15 protein-coding genes are annotated in these 16,463 nt (G+C 66.3%); 7 read left to right on the top strand and 8 right to left on the bottom strand.

Annotated elements, in window-relative coordinates:
• Positions 1-307 precede the first annotated feature (307 nt).
• Complete coding sequence (locus GOOTI_RS18300) at positions 308-937, top strand: superoxide dismutase (protein ID WP_007240102.1); 630 nt, start codon at positions 308-310, stop codon at positions 935-937.
• 148 nt (positions 938-1,085) lie between these two features.
• On the opposite strand, the gene GOOTI_RS18295 is transcribed toward GOOTI_RS18300, so the two are convergent.
• Both GOOTI_RS18295 and GOOTI_RS18290 read right to left on the bottom strand, forming a co-directional pair.
• Complete coding sequence (locus GOOTI_RS18295) at positions 1,086-1,832, bottom strand: energy-coupling factor transporter transmembrane component T family protein (RefSeq protein ID WP_007240101.1); 747 nt, start codon at positions 1,830-1,832, stop codon at positions 1,086-1,088.
• Entirely contained in the window at positions 1,829-3,955 is a 2,127-nt protein-coding gene (locus GOOTI_RS18290) for an ABC transporter ATP-binding protein (RefSeq protein ID WP_007240100.1), read from the bottom strand. Before GOOTI_RS18290 ends, GOOTI_RS18295 begins: the two co-directional genes overlap by 4 nt.
• A gap of 176 nt (positions 3,956-4,131) precedes the next feature.
• Here GOOTI_RS18290 and GOOTI_RS18285 point away from each other — a divergent pair, with 176 nt between their 5' ends.
• The 3 genes from GOOTI_RS18285 to GOOTI_RS18275 all read left to right on the top strand — a co-directional run bounded on the left by GOOTI_RS18285 (position 4,132) and on the right by GOOTI_RS18275 (position 6,386).
• Positions 4,132-4,656 carry a hypothetical protein gene (locus GOOTI_RS18285; protein ID WP_007240099.1) on the top strand — a complete coding sequence of 175 codons (525 nt, stop codon included), beginning with the start codon at positions 4,132-4,134 and terminating at the stop codon, positions 4,654-4,656.
• Positions 4,657-4,775: 119 nt separating this feature from the next.
• The gene (locus GOOTI_RS18280) at positions 4,776-5,501 is read left to right on the top strand and encodes a TMEM165/GDT1 family protein (RefSeq protein ID WP_007240098.1); all 726 of its coding nucleotides are present in this window, start codon (positions 4,776-4,778) and stop codon (positions 5,499-5,501) included.
• A 123-nt stretch (positions 5,502-5,624) separates the two neighbouring features.
• On the top strand, positions 5,625-6,386 hold the full coding sequence (locus tag GOOTI_RS18275) for an SDR family NAD(P)-dependent oxidoreductase (protein ID WP_007240097.1): 762 nt from the start codon (positions 5,625-5,627) through the stop codon (positions 6,384-6,386).
• Between the two features lie 139 nt (positions 6,387-6,525).
• On the opposite strand, the gene GOOTI_RS18270 is transcribed toward GOOTI_RS18275, so the two are convergent.
• Genes GOOTI_RS18270 through GOOTI_RS18260 form a run of 3 tightly spaced genes read right to left on the bottom strand, consistent with a single transcriptional unit; the run spans position 6,526 to position 8,747 of the window.
• Entirely contained in the window at positions 6,526-7,632 is a 1,107-nt protein-coding gene (locus GOOTI_RS18270) for an MAB_1171c family putative transporter (protein WP_007240096.1), read from the bottom strand.
• An 11-nt stretch (positions 7,633-7,643) separates the two neighbouring features.
• A complete protein-coding gene (locus GOOTI_RS18265; protein ID WP_007240095.1) occupies positions 7,644-8,186 on the bottom strand; it encodes a hypothetical protein in 543 nt (180 codons plus the stop codon).
• 21 nt (positions 8,187-8,207) lie between these two features.
• Positions 8,208-8,747: a helix-turn-helix transcriptional regulator gene (locus GOOTI_RS18260; protein WP_007240094.1), complete on the bottom strand. Its 540-nt coding sequence runs from the start codon at positions 8,745-8,747 to the stop codon at positions 8,208-8,210.
• A 314-nt stretch (positions 8,748-9,061) separates the two neighbouring features.
• On the opposite strand from GOOTI_RS18260, the gene GOOTI_RS26220 reads away from it, so the two are divergent.
• A complete protein-coding gene (locus GOOTI_RS26220) occupies positions 9,062-10,024 on the top strand; it encodes a hypothetical protein (protein ID WP_169315828.1) in 963 nt (320 codons plus the stop codon).
• Here the strand turns inward: GOOTI_RS26220 and GOOTI_RS18245 are convergent.
• Positions 9,974-11,686, bottom strand: coding sequence for a TM0106 family RecB-like putative nuclease (locus GOOTI_RS18245; RefSeq protein WP_007240092.1), 1,713 nt, complete (start codon positions 11,684-11,686; stop codon positions 9,974-9,976). The two genes, GOOTI_RS26220 and GOOTI_RS18245, sit on opposite strands and share 51 nt — an antisense overlap.
• Positions 11,687-11,818: 132 nt before the next feature.
• Here GOOTI_RS18245 and GOOTI_RS18240 point away from each other — a divergent pair, with 132 nt between their 5' ends.
• Positions 11,819-12,511, top strand: coding sequence for a DUF6474 family protein (locus GOOTI_RS18240; RefSeq protein ID WP_007240091.1), 693 nt, complete (start codon positions 11,819-11,821; stop codon positions 12,509-12,511).
• A 105-nt stretch (positions 12,512-12,616) separates the two neighbouring features.
• Positions 12,617-13,294, top strand: coding sequence for a hypothetical protein (locus tag GOOTI_RS18235; protein WP_007240090.1), 678 nt, complete (start codon positions 12,617-12,619; stop codon positions 13,292-13,294).
• Between the two features lie 39 nt (positions 13,295-13,333).
• Here GOOTI_RS18235 and GOOTI_RS18230 read toward each other — a convergent pair whose 3' ends face one another.
• Positions 13,334-14,194, bottom strand: coding sequence for an alpha/beta fold hydrolase (locus GOOTI_RS18230; RefSeq protein WP_007240089.1), 861 nt, complete (start codon positions 14,192-14,194; stop codon positions 13,334-13,336).
• A 128-nt stretch (positions 14,195-14,322) separates the two neighbouring features.
• Positions 14,323-16,416 carry an ArnT family glycosyltransferase gene (locus GOOTI_RS18225; RefSeq protein ID WP_007240088.1) on the bottom strand — a complete coding sequence of 698 codons (2,094 nt, stop codon included), beginning with the start codon at positions 16,414-16,416 and terminating at the stop codon, positions 14,323-14,325.
• Positions 16,417-16,463 lie beyond the last annotated feature (47 nt).

Below are 16,463 nucleotides of genomic sequence, written 5' to 3'. Positions count from 1 at the left end.
TCGTACTCATACTCGTCTGAGCGACTCTGGCTGCACCGCAACACTTTTCACGATCGCATCCGCGCCGGACACGGCCGCGAACCTCAACAGGACTTGAGGTTAGTTGGCGCGAGTTTGTTGCATTCCACCACTGTCTGCGGAAGATTGGAAGTACCCGCGCGGTCGTACTCCACCTCCGGGAAACAGGCTTCCGCGCGTGATCAAGAGCAGTATCGAACGCAGAGCAGTACCCGAACGCAGAGCCCGACGGTATGAGCGCTCGAAGGTTGAGCACAGACTCGAAGGCTTGCGCAGAGAGAGGAAAACCGTGGCTGAATACACCTTGCCGGATCTTCCGTACGACTACGCGGCACTCGAGCCGCACATCTCCGGCAGGATCATGGAGCTCCATCACGACAAGCACCACGCGACCTACGTGAAGGGCGCCAACGACACCCTCGCCAAGCTGGCCGAGGCCCGCGAGGACGGCAGCATCGCCGGAAAGGTCTACGGGCTGTCGGCGACGCTGGCCTTCCACCTCGGTGGTCACACCAACCACTCCATCTTCTGGAAGAACCTGTCGCCGGACGGCGGCGACAAGCCCGAAGGTGATCTCGCCGCCGCGATCGACGCACAGTTCGGCAGCTTCGACAAGTTCCAGTCGCACTTCACCAGCGCAGCCACCACCCTGCAGGGCAGCGGTTGGGCGATCCTCGGATACGACACCATCGCAGGCAACCTGGTGATTCTGCAGCTCACCGACCAGAGCGGCAACATCCCCGCAGCGATCATCCCGATCGTCATGCTCGACATGTGGGAGCACGCCTTCTACCTCGACTACCAGAACGTCAAGCCCGACTACGTCAAGGCCTGGTGGAACGTCGTGAACTGGGCGGACGCCGCCGAGCGCTTCGCCACCGCAACCAAGCAGGGCCCGGGACTCGTCGTCTCCGCCTGAGCGCAGACATCTCCCTACGCCGATGCGGCGGTCACCTCCCGGTGACCGCCGCATCGCGCGTTTCCCCGGACGAAATACCTCATCGGTGCACATCTACCTTTAGCGGTGCCGAAGGTAGATGTGCACAGACGAGGTGGATCGGGCGCGTCTACAACACCATCGACAACGTGATCGCGACGGCGCACACGATCACCAAAAGACCGAGCGCGATCGCATCCCGTCGATGCGGTCCGGACTTCGTCGCGGTCAGCCGGCCGGTACCGCCGCGCGCAGTGATCGCTTCCGACATCTCCGAACTCCGACGCAGCGCCGACGACATGGCTGCGATCACCATGTCCATGATCCCCATCTCGGCCGACGGGTGATCCGAGCGTCCCGAGGTCGGGCGCAGCCGGTGCACTGCGACGAGCAGCCGGATCTCCTCGATCAACAGCGGCAGCCCGCGCAGACACAGCGCGATACACACCGCCCACTCGTCGACCGGCATGCGTAGCTTTCGTAGCGGCCACATCAGCCGCGCGAGTGCTGGGGCCACCTCGGCCATCGGAGTCGTCCAGATGACGAGTACCGAGCTGGCGACCAACACGAGGGCGAGCGCGATCGCGCGGAGGAAGACGATCGCGGCGGCGAGGCCGAAGGACGCGTTGACCGCGACGCCGATCGCGATCAGGCCCCAGAACCACCAGGGTGGCCGCGGCACCGCGCCCAGCGGGATCCCGGCGATGACCGCGGTGACGAGCATGACCCCTGCGACCAGACCGAGCGACGGCCAGGTCGGCAGGACCACGGTCATCAGTCCCAGCACGAACACCCCGATCAGCTTGGTGCCCGCCCAGAGCCGATGGATCGGTGAGTCGCCGGGCACCTGGCGCAACGGGACGGTGCGCATGCTCATGGCGTCCTCCTCGGCGTCGGGTTGTCTGCGGATTCGGCGTCGGGAACCAGCGTTCCGCCGGCAAGCCGTACCCGTCGTGTGCACAGTTGGCCCAGGGAGGCGAAGTCGTGCGAGATGATCACGATGGTCATGCCATCGGCACGGAGTGTGGCCAGCAATGCGATCACCTCGTCGCGCGCCACGGGATCGAGTCCGGCGAGCGGCTCGTCGAGGATCATCACCTGCGGGGCTCGCGCGATCAGCCCGGCCAGCACGACGCGCCGCATCTGACCGCCGCTGAGCGCATCGATCCGACGGATTGCCATCGTCCGCGGTAGCCCGACGGACTCGAGCGTGCGCGCCACCTCGGTCGTCCCGATCTTGAGGCCACCGACCGCCATGATGTCGTCGCCGACGTTCGGCTTCTGCAATTGCAGACGTGCGTGCTGGAATGCGAGCCCGACCTCACCGACATGCTTGCTCACAGGCTCGCCCAGACCCTGCCGCTCGGGCAGGTGGAGCAGACACGTGCCGTCGGTCGGTTCGATGAGCCCGGCCATGATCCACGCGAGAGTTGTTTTGCCCGAACCGTTTCCGCCGACGATCAGCAGTCCCTCGCCGCGATGGACGGTGAGGTTGACGTCGTGGAGGGCGTTGACCTCCCACGGGGATCCGAGCAGGTACGTGTATCCCACACCACTCAGTGACAGCACGGGCTCGCTCGTCGGTTCCGGCCCCGACATCACGTCGCCGCTCGACGCCTCATGCCACGACGCGTCGAGTTCGTACCTGCTGGCCGCCCCGGCTTCGGCCTCGTGTAGTTCCGACAACCAGTCAGGGCTGTAGGGCACGATACGACCCGCGACCAGGTGCACGATGCGGTCGGCGGCGACAGCCTCGACCGCGCGATGGGTGATCATCACGACGGCGATGCCGCGGGTGCGTGGCAGGTCGCCGAGAACCTCGAGGATCTCGGCACGTCCCGCCGGGTCGACCATCGACGTCGCCTCGTCGGCGATCAGCAGCGCGGGATCGCGCGCGAGTGCTGCTGCGATGGACAGGCGTTGCTGCTGGCCGCCCGAGAGGTCGGAGGTCTCCCGATCACCGAGCCCGGCCAACCCGACCTCGGCGAGCAGCGCGTCGACGTCGACATCGGTTCCCTCGGGAAGGCCCCACACCACGTCGTCGGCCACGCGCGCGCCGAGCATCTGCGTTTCCGGACGCTGCAGCACCATCGCGGTTCCGCCGTGCCTGCCGAGCCCGGCCGCACCCGGCCGGTGCACGGCGCCGGTGGTCGGTCGCCGACCGGCGAGGATCTTCGACAGTGTCGACTTACCCGACCCATTGGCTCCGACGACGGCGACGAATTCGCCCGGCGCGATCCGCAGGTCGATGTTGGAGAGGACTTCCGGTCCGTCGGACTGGTAGGAGAATCCGACGTGGTCGAGTTGCAATGGCAGCGGGTTGACCTGCCTGCCGTCGTCTTCGGTGGCGGCGTCGTCGAGAGTGTCCTCGCTCGGGATGTCGGCGAGCCGATCGATCACTGCGCCGAGAATCCACCAGGCGACCACCATCGTGAGGAGGGTGCCCGCCGCACCCATCGACCACATCCACGCCCACCAGTACGTGACGACGTTGTCGCGCAGGCCGTCGATGCCGTCGGCCAACGATTGCGCCGACGGGATCTTCCCGACCCACTTCGCAATCCCGCCGAGCGTGTTCGACGTCGCTTCGAGCGCCAGCTCACGCAGCGGTTTCAGGATCAGCAGCGCCACAACCGACACCCCACCGATCAGTGGCGACGCGACCGCGGAGACGACGAGCAGCGTCGGCCAGCCGCGTCCACGCCGCTTGATCTCGCCGACGACACCTCCGACCACCGCTGCACCGAGCAGGGCGAGCGCAGCCCGTGACCCGGCCATCGCGAAGCTCACGGCAGCGGTCGAGACGGTCGCGGCGACCATTGCGCGCGGACGCGTGCGCGCCCCGATCAGCGCGAGTGGAACGGGCGCGAGCAGACGAACCGCGCCGGCCAGGGGAATGACAGAACCGATGACGACCGCCGCAACGGCGAGTCCGCCGAAGATCGCGATCCATGCGATCTCGAGCGGACGTAACGCGCCACGAGTTCGCGCGCCTGACATATCGGACGGGGAGTGCACGTATCCATAGTGCCTGGTGACCCCGACCACCCCTGGGTCGCGTCTGTCGTTACACCGTGTAAACGAAGCGTCACAACACGGCGCTTCGGCTGGACGGCGAGCACCGGCGGGTGGATATTTCTCTCACGTTCACTCCACACGGAGACGGAGGTCAACAGATGCAGTCGTCGATCCCGATCGGACTCACGCCGGTTCATCAGAGCGGACACCTCAACGGAATCCTCATCTCTGGACGCTGGCCGGAGTCGACACTCGAATGGACCCAGACCCTCGTCGCCTCGGTACGCATCGCCTGCCGACCCGGCTTCCTACCGACGACCACGATATTCCGGGTGGTCGAGGAACGACCCGAGGACCTCGACGAACCCGCGGTCGGAATGATGGTCGCCATCGGCAATGTCGTCGACGACAGCTTTGTCGAAGCCGGCAAATTCGACAGCAACCCACCCGCTCTGGTGATGCTGCACCCACCCTCGCGCACGCGCCCGTCACTGCCCGAGTGCTCCGACGTCGCGTCGGGCTGCGTATTGCTCCCAGGGCTGCCCGAGCTCGGGCTCGAACACCGCGCAGGGTGGGCTGAAGCCGAGGCCGACGGCACGGTCGTCAATCTGCGCAACAAGGTCGGAATCGACCCCAATGCCGACCCCGACACCGCAGTCCTGGCCATGTTGTTGGTCGCCTGAGATCATCCGAATCGCCGTTCTCCGGGTACCCGAACTTCCGGATTTGAGCCCCCTACCAGCACAAATGCGGCTCTGCGATCTGTTGCAACTGTGAGTGAGGTCTGACTAACCTTGCGTTCATGATTGCTGCCCTGCTGTTGAGTTTCGGCGTGATCTTCGTCGCCGAACTCGGCGACAAGTCGCAGCTGATGGCTATGACCTACGCACTGCGTTACAAGTGGTGGGTCGTCCTGCTCGCGATCACCGTCGCCACCACTGCGGTGCACGCGGTGTCGGTGTTCTTCGGACACTTCCTCGGCCTGTCGATCCCATCGAACGTGATGTCCATCGTCGCGGGCATCGCTATGTTGGTCTTCGGCCTGTGGACGCTGCGCGGCGACAGCCTCGACGACGCCGAGCAGGGCAAGGCCGACCGCGTCGGCAAATCGGTGTTCTTCGCGGTGATGTCCTCGTTCTTCCTCGCCGAACTCGGCGACAAGACGATGCTCGCCACCATCACACTGTCCGCGCACAGCAATTGGCTGGGTGTGTGGATCGGCTCGACACTCGGCATGGTGGCCGCAGACGCGCTGGCGATTGCGCTCGGTGCCCTGCTCGGCAAGCACCTGCCCGAGCGGACCATCGCGATCGGCGCGTCGGTGCTGTTCTTCGGTTTCGCCGCGTGGTTGCTCTACGAGGGCCTGCGCGACTCGTCGTCGATCACCGTCGTCGCGACGCTGTCCGTGGTGGTGGTGCTAGTCGGGGTCGGTTCCTACTACATCCACAGGGTTCACCGGGCAAAGCTCGATGACGACGCTCCCCATGCCCATCCGGTCCGCACCGGTTCCGGTCCTGACCTGCAGTGACATTCGTCGATAGGGGCATTTCCCGAGCGATCGGTCGGTTTTACTAGGGGTTCCTCGTATTCGGGTGGCGGTCCCCATTTATGGTGATGCAGACCGACCGCCAACCGAAAGGAAATCCCGCCGATGGACATCTCCGGCTCCTCAGTGCTCGTCACCGGTGCAGCGTCAGGACTGGGCGCAGCGACCGCCGCCCGCTTCGCGGCTGCCGGGGCTCAGGTCTTCGGTCTCGACCTGGCTCCCTCCATCGACAAGGCCGCCCCCGCCGGCGGCGTCACATTGATTCCGACCGATGTCACCGACGAGGCACAGGTGCAGTCGGCCATCGACACCATCGCTGCTGCGGGGGCTCCGCTGCGCGTCGCCGTCAACTGCGCTGGCGTCGGATGGGCCTCGCGCATCCTCACCAAGGACGGGCCACACGACCTCGACCTGTTCCGCAAGATCGTCGACATCAACCTCGTCGGCACATTCAACGTGATGCGACTGGCGGCCAACCAGATGAAGGACGAGCCGGAGGTCGACGCCGACGGCGCGCGCGGCGTCATCGTGAACACCGCATCCGTCGCGGCGTTCGAGGGGCAGATCGGACAGATCGCATACGCGGCGTCGAAGGGAGGCGTGCATGCGATGACCATCTCCGCGGCTCGCGACCTCGCGCGCGTGGGCATTCGGGTCTGCACCATCGCGCCGGGAACGATCAGCACACCGATGCTCGCGGGCATCACACCCGAGTTCCAGAAGACCCTCGCGGAGGCGATCCCGTTCCCGCACCGGCTCGGAGAACCGGCTGAGTACGCCGAGCTGGCGGAATTCATCGTCACGCACAACTACCTCAATGGCGAGACCATCCGCATGGACGGCGCGCTACGAATGGCTCCGCGCTGAGCTGCAGATGCCCGGTGTGACCAGATGCCCGGTGTAACCCCCGAGACCCTCGTGAGCGCCGCGCGTTCACGAGCGCGGGGCCCCTCGTGAGCGCTGCCCCCTCGAACGCGCCATCGGCGCGCCGCGCGCTCGCGAGGGGTCATGCGGCCGAATCGACGCTCGCGTCCTCGAGTGCGACGAAGCGGGACAGCCGGATGAGGGGTGCGGCCTCGGCGTCGAGCCCGCCGCCTTCGGCGGGGACCATCGGCCGCACCGGACCCGACGCGCCACCTTCCTCTCGGTAGGCCTCGACGGCATCGCGCAACATCGCGACCTTCACCTCGTCGTCGACCTCGTCGAATTCGTCCGGCACGAGAGGGCTCAACTGGGTCAGCGCGTCTCTGATCTCGACGACCTCGCGATGCAGACGCTGCGTCGGCGAGTTGCTCTCTGTTGGCAGCACCACCTCGGGGATCGCGGCCGTCACCAGCTGCCACAGCGGCTCGAGTGCGGTCGCATCACGTCGATGGCGGCGCCGCGCGGCGATTCCGGTCCAGCGCGAGTGCAGCATCGGAAAGCTGATGCCCAGGAGGAAGACAACGACCCCGACGATCTCGAGAGTGCGCACTGCGATCAGCGAATTGACCGCCCCCACAAGGCCGCTTGCGCTTCCGAGAACGGCAAGGACCTGCAGGATCGAGGCGATGGCGAGCAGCGCGAACCCGATGACCAACAAGCCGAGTGAGAACCGGAGATAGCCCTGCGCCATGCGATAGAACTTGCGCACGTTGTACAGGCACGCGCCGAAGCCATACGCGAGGTACGCGCTGGCGATCACGTAGAAGAGCGCGAACCCCCAGTTCTTGAAGCTCCACTCGCTGACCGACGACGCGCGCAGCGAGGTCGGCGTGACCAGCAGCGCTACCTGCAGGCCGATCAGGGCGACGACGAGCGGTAACGCTTCGTGCCCCGCACGGCGTTCTCGGGTCGAATCCCCGCTGGGAAAGAAGAACACGACGATCAGCGCCGCCACACCGAGTGCGAGCAGAGCGTAGAAGAGCCATCTCGAGACGCCGACGTAGATGTGTTCGTCGAGAAAGTGTGCGCCTGTCTTGGCGCTCACCACGAAGGCCAGTGTCAACGCGGAGATCGCGACCGTCATCGCGATGGCCTGCAGACCCCCGTCACCGCGTCTGATGCGGTCCAACCGCCAGCACAGCGCGAGCACGAAGACGACGAGTGCTACGAGATTGATGATCCCGGGCATCTCCAGTCACCTCACAGCCAGCCTTTGTGCCCTCCGAGGAGACGTTGGAGGCCACGTACCTCTTTGTTGTCGGCGGTCACCCCGACACTGTTACCTGCCGATTGGGCCCACGTCAGGATCATAGAAGCCAACGTCTCGGCTTCCCACTCGCGCACGTCGGAGTAGCACGTTCGACGCAGTGCGGCGTCGGATTCGTCTCCCGCAGCGGCGGGCGGAGCCGTCAACGACGCCTCGCCGAGCATCTGGTGCCCGGCGATGAGGTGCCCGAACTCGTGCACGATGATCTGGTCTCGGTGAAGCGGCGACGTGTTCTCCTGGTAGAAGAAGTAGTCCGCGTCCCTGGCCGCGAGCCACACCCCGTTCGGCATGCCCGCGGGAAGTGCGTACGGGAGCGGCTTGATGGGACGACCACGCCGCTGGCCATACCGCTCACAGAGCTGCTCGACGTCGAGCGGGAGGTCGAGGTCGAGTCCGTCGAGAGAACGGCGAACGAGGGCCCACAGAGACCGCTGGCTGCGGCGGGGGCCCTCGTCGGTCGATCCTGACGATGTCACAGGATGCAGATCCGTGCGGTGCTAGTCGTCATTGGCCAAGCCGACGACTCGCAGCCGGGCCTCGATGGCCTCGGCCTCGTCGTCGGTGAGGCCCGCAGCCACCACGTCCGGCGGGTCCTTGGGCAGACCCTGCTGCTCGCGGAGCACCTTGATCAGTTCGTTGACCACGGTGACCGAATCACTGGACAGTCCAGCGAGGCGGAATGCGGCCAACTGGACGTCTGTGTCGGCCTGCAGCCGCATCAGATCGATCTCGTCGCGCGTCCGTTGCGCGGCCCTGTCCTCGAGGAAGTAGTGGACATCCACACCGAAAGCAGCGGCGATTCCCTCTACGGTCCGAAACGACGGCGACTTGGCCTTGCCCGAACGCAGCTGGCTCAGGTACGACTCCCCCAGCCTGAATCCCCGCTCCGTACTACGGGCAGCTATCGCCTTCGCGCTGTATGCGCGTCCGTTCGGGCCCGGCACCGTCCGAAAAAGCTCTTCGAGCCGTCTAGCAAACAAGCCTGGATCAACGGACCCGGAGCGCACGTCGGACCCACCCCTACCGGCGTCACCCATGGGCTTATCCGTCCCTTGTGAAGTCATTCAACTCTCCGAAAGCCGACATTTGAACTTGCAAACATTAAAGCTCGTCACGCATCCCCGATGCAACGATGACCGTGCTAAGTGAACACTGCATCCCCGCCGACGAGCTGGTAACCAGCCACGATGTAGTTACCAATCCATGGCTGTGGCATTATTCACAGTTTGATCACGAACACCTTCCCCGTGGGTGAACATTTCATCTCGATCTGATTACAACGTCCTCTATTATGCGGACCACGGTACCGTTTGCACGGATATCGAGGTCAAGAAACGGTCAGGAGTGCAGAATGGCGCATCGCGTCAGCGACAATCGCCGCCCGGCGCGGGGGCGCGTGTCTGCTCTGATTCTCGCACTGTGTGCCGTGGTGTTCCTGTCGATCGGCAGTGGTATCGGTTGGGCCGACGAACCCGAGACCGGCGGCGGCACCGGACAGGGCGGGTCGTCGCACGGCGGCGGCAGCTCGGGGCACGAGGGCTCCGACCACGGCGGCCACCACGGTTCTGGGCACGGCGGTTCTGGGCACGGCGGTTCTGGGCACGGGGGGCACGGGCCGGGTCATCACCACACCGGTACGCCGGTCCCGACGCAACCCACCAAAACCGAAACCCCGACCAGCTCCACCGTCGAGCCTTCGGTAACCACCGAGCCGTCGGAAACCACCACCGGGCCATCCCAGACGACCGGGCCGTCACAAACCGGCTCGGTTACGCCAAGCACCGGTTCATCGGGCAGTGACGATTCGACGACGAGCGTCGAATCCAGCTCGACGACGACGCACTCGGGTGCGGCGCCTGTCGTACCGCCCGTCGGGCCGTCAGCCGGTACACCTCCGGGACCCGGGGCGGGTTCCGGAGGCAATGCCGCACCTGCAGCGCCCGGTCCGCCGGGCTCGGCCTCGTCCGGCGGTTCTGCGCCCGTCCCGGCCGCACCCCCGGCAGCCGCACTGGCGGTGCCGATGGCGCCGCCGCCTGCGGGTGCACCACGGCTCTCCGCGGCCCAGCCACAGGACTCCTCCCCCGCCGCAGGCGGCGCGCAGCCGTCTGTGCCGAGCGGTTCACACTCGGCGCCGTCGCAGGCGCCCGCTGAGAAGCACGCGGCGTCGACACCCACCAGGTCCCAGGGCATCACCCTGAGCAGTGTGACGGGATTCGTCGCCGACATCGCCCCCGGCGCACTTCTTCTTCTCGGCGCTGTCGCGCTACTCGGGAGCGGGTCGTTCCTCGATGCTCTCCGCTCGACTCGCGCCTGAGCGTCGGAATGCAAGCAAGTCGGCGGCCAGCGGTAGTTGCCCGACCTCCCGACCATCCATCCACTCGCGCAGCACCTTGGTCGCGCGCACGTCGTCCTCGTTGTATTCGAGCAGTCGGTCGCGCTGGCTGAGGTCGACGTCGACGCCACCGATCCCGACGGCCTGCCGGTACCAGTCCATCGACGCCTCACCGCCGGCCTCGGGATCGCGCCACGTGAATCCTGCTACCGGAGCAACCCGCTTGAGACCCTTGCCGTTCGGTGCGACGAAGTTGCGTCCGACGGCTTCGAAAACGTCCACCCACTCCGGAGAGGCGATGAACTGCTCGACCTCGGCTCGGGACGGTACGCCCTGCTGGTCGCCGAACCGGTCGGCCGACGCCCGCAGCCACCGGTTCTCTGCCTGCTCCGAATAGCAATAGGCAGCGAAGGTCTTGCCCGCTGCGTGCGCGTCGGCGCGTTGGGTCATCAGCCACGTCCAGAACTCCGCGAAGGCACGACCCTCGTCGGCGGTCGGCAGCGGTGTCCAGGTGGCGAATCCCCGATAGATCACCTCACGGTCGGGGTCGGTGGTGTCGGTCAGCAGAGTGCCCCACAGATACGCCCCGTCCTCCCCGAAGCTCTCCATGTCGACGTCGACCTCGACGTCGGCCCGTGCGACTGTCGGGATCTCGACCCGCCGGATCAGCGCGATGTCGGCGAGCCACGCGATCGCGCCGACCACGGCGTCGTCGAAACTCTGATTGGCAGGCCAGTCCGCGGGCGGATCGCCCTCGAACCGTGCGAGCTGGTCGATCGTCGTGATCCCCGCTGCCCGGAGTGCATCACCCTGATTGCCGTTGGCGACCAGGCTGACGTCGCGTCGTGCCTCGAGTTCGGGACCGCAGCGCCCCCACCACGGACATCCGCGGCACTCGCCGATCCTGCGCGGCGTCGTCGCGATCTCGCCCGCCGCGATGAGCTGTCTGCGGTCGAAGACATCGCGATACTCCGGCAACGACGTCCCGATCTGATGGACGACGATGCAGTCGGCGTCGAGTCCGATCACGCCCGCACGCAACTCGTCCTCTGCGACGCCGGGCGCAAGGCCTTCGTCGAGCAGCATCTGCGTCAGATGTGCCAGACGCAGCTGGTCGCGCCGATTGCTGCGGGGTGAGCGGAACGGATCGGGCGCCGGAATCCACCCCCACAGCGGACTGGTGATCAGTTTCGGCGGTTCGATGGTGTTCAGGCGGGGTGACCGGGCCGGATACGTCACGCGATGGTTGACCACGATGATCGAGAGGTAGCCCGACGCGGCTTCGTCGGGTCCGCCGACACGCAACAGCAACTCCGAGTGGCCGCGCCTGCCGTGCTCACGGTCGGTGGGCAGCGTCGCATTCCAGATCCACGTCGCCCCCGCTGCGCACGCCGCTCGCGTGGCAGCGACTCGCTGCGCATGCGGACCGTCGTCGACGACGACGAACGTCCCTTCCGGCTCGCCGCTGTGGAGTCCGATCAACAGGTCGCGGACCCGCTCACGACGGAGTTGCGCTGATTCCTTCCGGCGGGCCGCCTCGGGGGTGTCGGCGCGGTCGCGGACGAGGTCGGGGTGGCCGAAGTCGAGCGCGACCCGGTGCTCGCACCCTGCCAGGTCGCGTGGATGCAACACGGCCGCAGCCACACCTCACCTCGATTCTCACCGGCTCGTCGGACACATGGGCTGTCGATCGCACCGCCGGTGTGACGGATGTGATCGGTCTGTGTCGAGCCTATGCAATGCTTGTAGCAAACTGGCGCAGGGAAAGGTGCCCGCATGGGATTGTTCTCGTCCGACGGTAAGACTCGTGCACAGCGACGCGCGGAGACCAAAGCGCTCAAGGCCAAGGCGAAGGTCGAAGCGAAGCTGGCTGCGAAGGACAGGCGTAAAGCGTCCAAGGAATTGCACAAATCGCGCACCAAGGTCGTCGAGAAGCAGCTGAAGGCCCAGCGCAAGACAGTCAAGGCCGAGGCGAAGGCTGCACAGAAGATCGCGAAAGCCGAAGCCAAAACCGTTGCCGCGAAAGCAAAAGCGACTGCCGACGCCAAGCCGTTCAGTCCCGCGAGCGTCAAACGATTCCTCACCGTGGCACGTTTGGTGGCACCGATCGCGGTGCCGGTGGTCTACCGTGCCGCCGTCGCGGGGCGCGGCAAGGTCACCGAACTCCAGGCCAAGCGGATCGGCGTGTCGCCGTCGCAGTTGGTGAAGTACTCGGGCTACGGCGCACCTCTCCTGGCTCGGATCGAGGCGCTGCGCACATCGTTGCAGAAGGTGTCCGCGCAGGACACGTCGTCTGACACCAAGCAGTTCGTCGACGCCATGACGGCACGCCTGGACAACCTCGCGATCGCGGTCGACGCTGCCGAATCGATGGCTGCTCCGCAGCGCAAGACCGCACACAAGGCAGTCGACAACGAGTTGAGCGCCATCGATGCCGACGTGATGGCCCGGCTCGGGGTGCGTACGTAATCGCATTCGCTCGATCGCGCACGGCGTCGAGAGCGTCTGACACGTAGTCGACGCCGTGCTTACGATGAGGACTCATCCAGACCGACCTGCAGGGGGCGTCCCGACATGACCGACCCGACTTCTGGCGACACACCGTCCGACGACGCGTCGCAGAAGGCAACGACCGGCGAGACGACCGAGCCCGCCGAGAAGCCTGCCGCGGCCAAGAAGTCCGCTCCCGCCAAGAAGTCCGCTCCCGCCAAGAAGACTGTGCCTGCCAAGAAGGCCGCCGTCGCAAAGAAGACTGCGGGCGCAAAGAAGACCGGGGGCGCAAAGAAGACGACTCCGGCGAAGAAGTCAACTGCCACGAACGGGCCTGCAGCCGGTGACCGGTCCCCCGCAGCAAAGAAGGCCCCCGCCAAGAAGGCGAATCCGTCGCCGGCGAAGAAAGCCCCGCCCACGAAGGCTGCGGAGAAGAAGGCACCCCCGAAGGCCACTCCGCCCGCGGCCACGGGGGAGCCGACGTTGTTCGAGACCGCCGACGAGCCGACGCCAGCGCGGCTCGCCGCAGCCTCTACGACCTCGGCCCCTGCCCCACAGTCGCCGGCTACGCCCGCACAGCGCGACCCTGTCGCCGAATCCGACGCTCGGAGAGCCGGTTTCGCACGAGTCAGTGCCGGCGAGACAAGAGTCCCCGCGATGAACCCCGCAATGCCCATCGCCTTCGGTGCGATCGGTGGAGCTCTCGCCGCTCTGGCTGTCGCACTGCTGATCGTCTTGCGTTGGCGGCGACACCGACGCTAGCCCGTCGGCGTGGCCGATGATTCAACTCGGTCGGCGACGTCAGCTCGGCTGCGACTCCACGCGTGCGACGACCGCGTCGGCGACGAGTTCGGGTACACGTTCCGGCATCCAGTGATCGACGCCCTCGGCAACGATGAACTCGTATGGCGCGTCGACGAAGGCAGCACAGCCGCGTGCGCCTGCCTTGCCGAGGAACGAGTCCTTGTCACCGTAGACGTAGGTGGTCGGCACCCGGACGATCTCGTCCGCGAGCGAGCGCACCGACTGGTAACGCATCGCCCTGTACCAGTTGAGTCCGCCGGTCAGCGCGCCGTCGTCGACGATCTCGCGCGACAGCCGCTCCGAGTAGCCCGGATACGACTCGAAGCGGCCGCCGGGGCCGCCGCCACTCCTCGCGAGGTAGGTGAGCGCCCGCTCGGGCAGTCCGGGGAGTTGGAAGAACGCCATGTACCACGACTTGATCGCCTGACCGTGCGGCATCGCCCGGAGGAAGGCTGCCGGATGCGGGACGGCCAGGGTCGTCAGCGTCGCCACACGGTCGGGATGTCGGGCAGCCACCAGATATGCGACGGACGCGCCCCAGTCGTGTCCGACTAGGTGGAAACGCGGGGCGTCGAGTGCGTCGGCGAGCGCGATCACGTCGTCGACGAGCTCATCCATCCGATAGGCGCGGATGGGTCGTGGCCGAGCACCCCGTGAGTATCCGCGCTGATCTGGCGCGACGGTTCGTAATCCGTGCTCATTGAGTAGTGCGGTGACGCCTGTCCAGCAGGAGGCGCGCTCGGGAAAACCGTGCAGCAGAATGACCGGGAGTTCCGACGCCGTCGGTGACTGTGGGCCGGAGTCCGCGACGTCGAAGAGCAATCCGTCTCGCGTGAACTGAGTGATCTTGTCGGACATGGCTTCTCCGATTCCGGGTCGACTGGCGCTCGCATCAGAACCAGCGGCGGCCCCCGCTCACGGAAATGGGCCGCCGCTGGTCCTTCGACAATACGTCTCGACGTTCCCGACCGGTAGACGCCGTATGGTCAGATCAGCTTGTACACCGTGGTGCCTCCGACCGTCGTTGCCGTGAAGTTCTGCGCCACCCAGGTGGAGATCGCCGAGTTGCCGCCGGGACCGCCCTGACCACCGCCGATGTAGTACGCGATCTTGCCGTCCTTCACGTACTGCTTGAACTCGTCGAGCGTCGGTGCGGGATCACCGCTCCACCCGCCGATCGCCATCACGGCCTTGCCCGATGCGATCTCGATGGTCGACGCCGACTGCGACCCGTTGGTCGCTGCCGCCCAGGTGGTGTTGGTGTTCTTCAGCAGCTTCACCAATTCGGCGTTGGTCGACGACTCGCCGCCCGGACCGCCCATTCCCATACCACCACCGCGTGTGCGGTCGCCCTGGGCGCCACTCTGGGCCTGCGCTGTACCCGACTGCGCGGTTCCGCTCCCGTTCGGCTGCGCCACACCGTTGGGCACCGTGCCGTTCTGAGCGGTGCCACTCTGGGCCGTGCCGTTCGGGGCGTTACCGCTCTGTGCGCCACGGGTTCCGCCGGGTCCGCCGCCGCCCGGGCCTCCCATTCCGCCCTGGACGCCGTTGGTCTGCGCAGCCGTCGGAATCGAGCCGTGGTGCGCTGTCGCTGCGGTGGCGATCGAGAACGCCGCCGTCCCAGCGAATCCCGCGATCGCGCCCGCGATCACCGAGGCCATGAACAGCTTTTTGAGTCCGAGCGCACCCCCTGCGAGCACACCGATCACTGCGAACACGGCGACGGCACCGATGATCCACCGGCACCACTGCGGTCCCCATTCGTTGCGGTTGAGCAAGACTATCGACCACCAGGCGGCGAGTCCGATCATGACACTCAACGCAATTCGTCCGTCCCAGTTGGCGCGGCGTCGCCATGCGAATACCCCACCGAGGGCAACCATCGCAGCGACGGCAGGCGCCAGGGCAACGGTGTAGTAGGGATGGATGGTCCCGCTCATGTAGCTGAAGATCATCGCGGTAACCAGCAGCCAACCGCCCCAGGCAACCACGGCGCCGCCTTCGGTGCGGTGAATTCCGTTGCGGTAGCTGAAGATCGGGAAGCTACGAATCATCAGATAGACACAGAACGCGATCGCGAACAGCGATACGGGCAGCAGCCACGAGATCTCGTTGCCCATCTCCGAGCTGAAGAGCCGACTCAGGCCCGTCGAGCCGCCGAAGGAGCCGCCCGCACCTCCTCCGCCCGGTCCGCCACCTGAACCACCGCTGATCCGTCCGACGCCGTTGTAGCCCCACACGAGGTCCATGAACGAATTGTCCGTCGAGCCGCCGATGTAGGGGCGCGAGCTCGCGGGCGTCAGAATCGTCGCGACGACAAACCACCCTGCGGACACGACGAGAGCCACAGCGGCACCGAGCAACTGCGCAATCCTCCTGAGCCACCCGTTGTTTGCGAAGAGCAGGTATGCGAGTCCGAATGCGGGCAGTACCAGCAGGCCCTGCAACATCTTGGTGAGGAAGGCGAATCCCAGCGCGACACCTACCAGGGCGAGCCAGCGGCCGGAGTTCGTGGCGATCGCGCGCGCCAGGCAGTAACCTGCCGCAACCATGAGCAGCACCAGCAGGGCGTCGGGGTTGTTGAAACGGAACATCAGTGCTGCGGCGGGCGTGCAGGCCAGCACCGCACCGGCGATCAGTCCCGCAACGGTCCCCTGCCGTGGATCGGTGATCACCCGACGCATCGTCACGTACATCAGTGCCACGGCCGCAACCCCCATGAGCGCCTGCGGCACCAGCACGGCCCAGCTGTTCATCCCGAAGATGCGCACCGACAGTCCGGTCACCCACAACGAGGCAGGGGGCTTGTCGACGGTGATGAAGTTCGACGGGTCGAGCGCGCCGAAGAACCACGCTTTCCAGCTCTCGGAGCCCGCCCACGCCGCGGCCGCGTAGAACGTGTTGCCGTAGCCGCTGGCCGACAGATTCCACAGGTAGAGCGCTGCGGTGGCCACGAGCAACCCAGCGAGTGCGAACGGGCTCCACCGCACGGGCCGTCGCGCCCGGCGTGCGCGCTTGTGAGTCGGCGGCGAATCGTCGGCGGGCGGCGATACGTCCGGCCGCTCCAGAACTGCGGTCATCGTTCCTCCAGAAGTCGAGTATGGGTTCGACTACCAGAGTCCGAGAC

Origin of the sequence: Gordonia otitidis NBRC 100426, from assembly GCF_000248075.1 — a bacterium.
Lineage (GTDB): Bacteria > Actinomycetota > Actinomycetes > Mycobacteriales > Mycobacteriaceae > Gordonia > Gordonia otitidis.
Note: the sequence above shows the minus strand (reverse complement) of the source record. Positions and strands in the feature narration are given on the sequence as shown.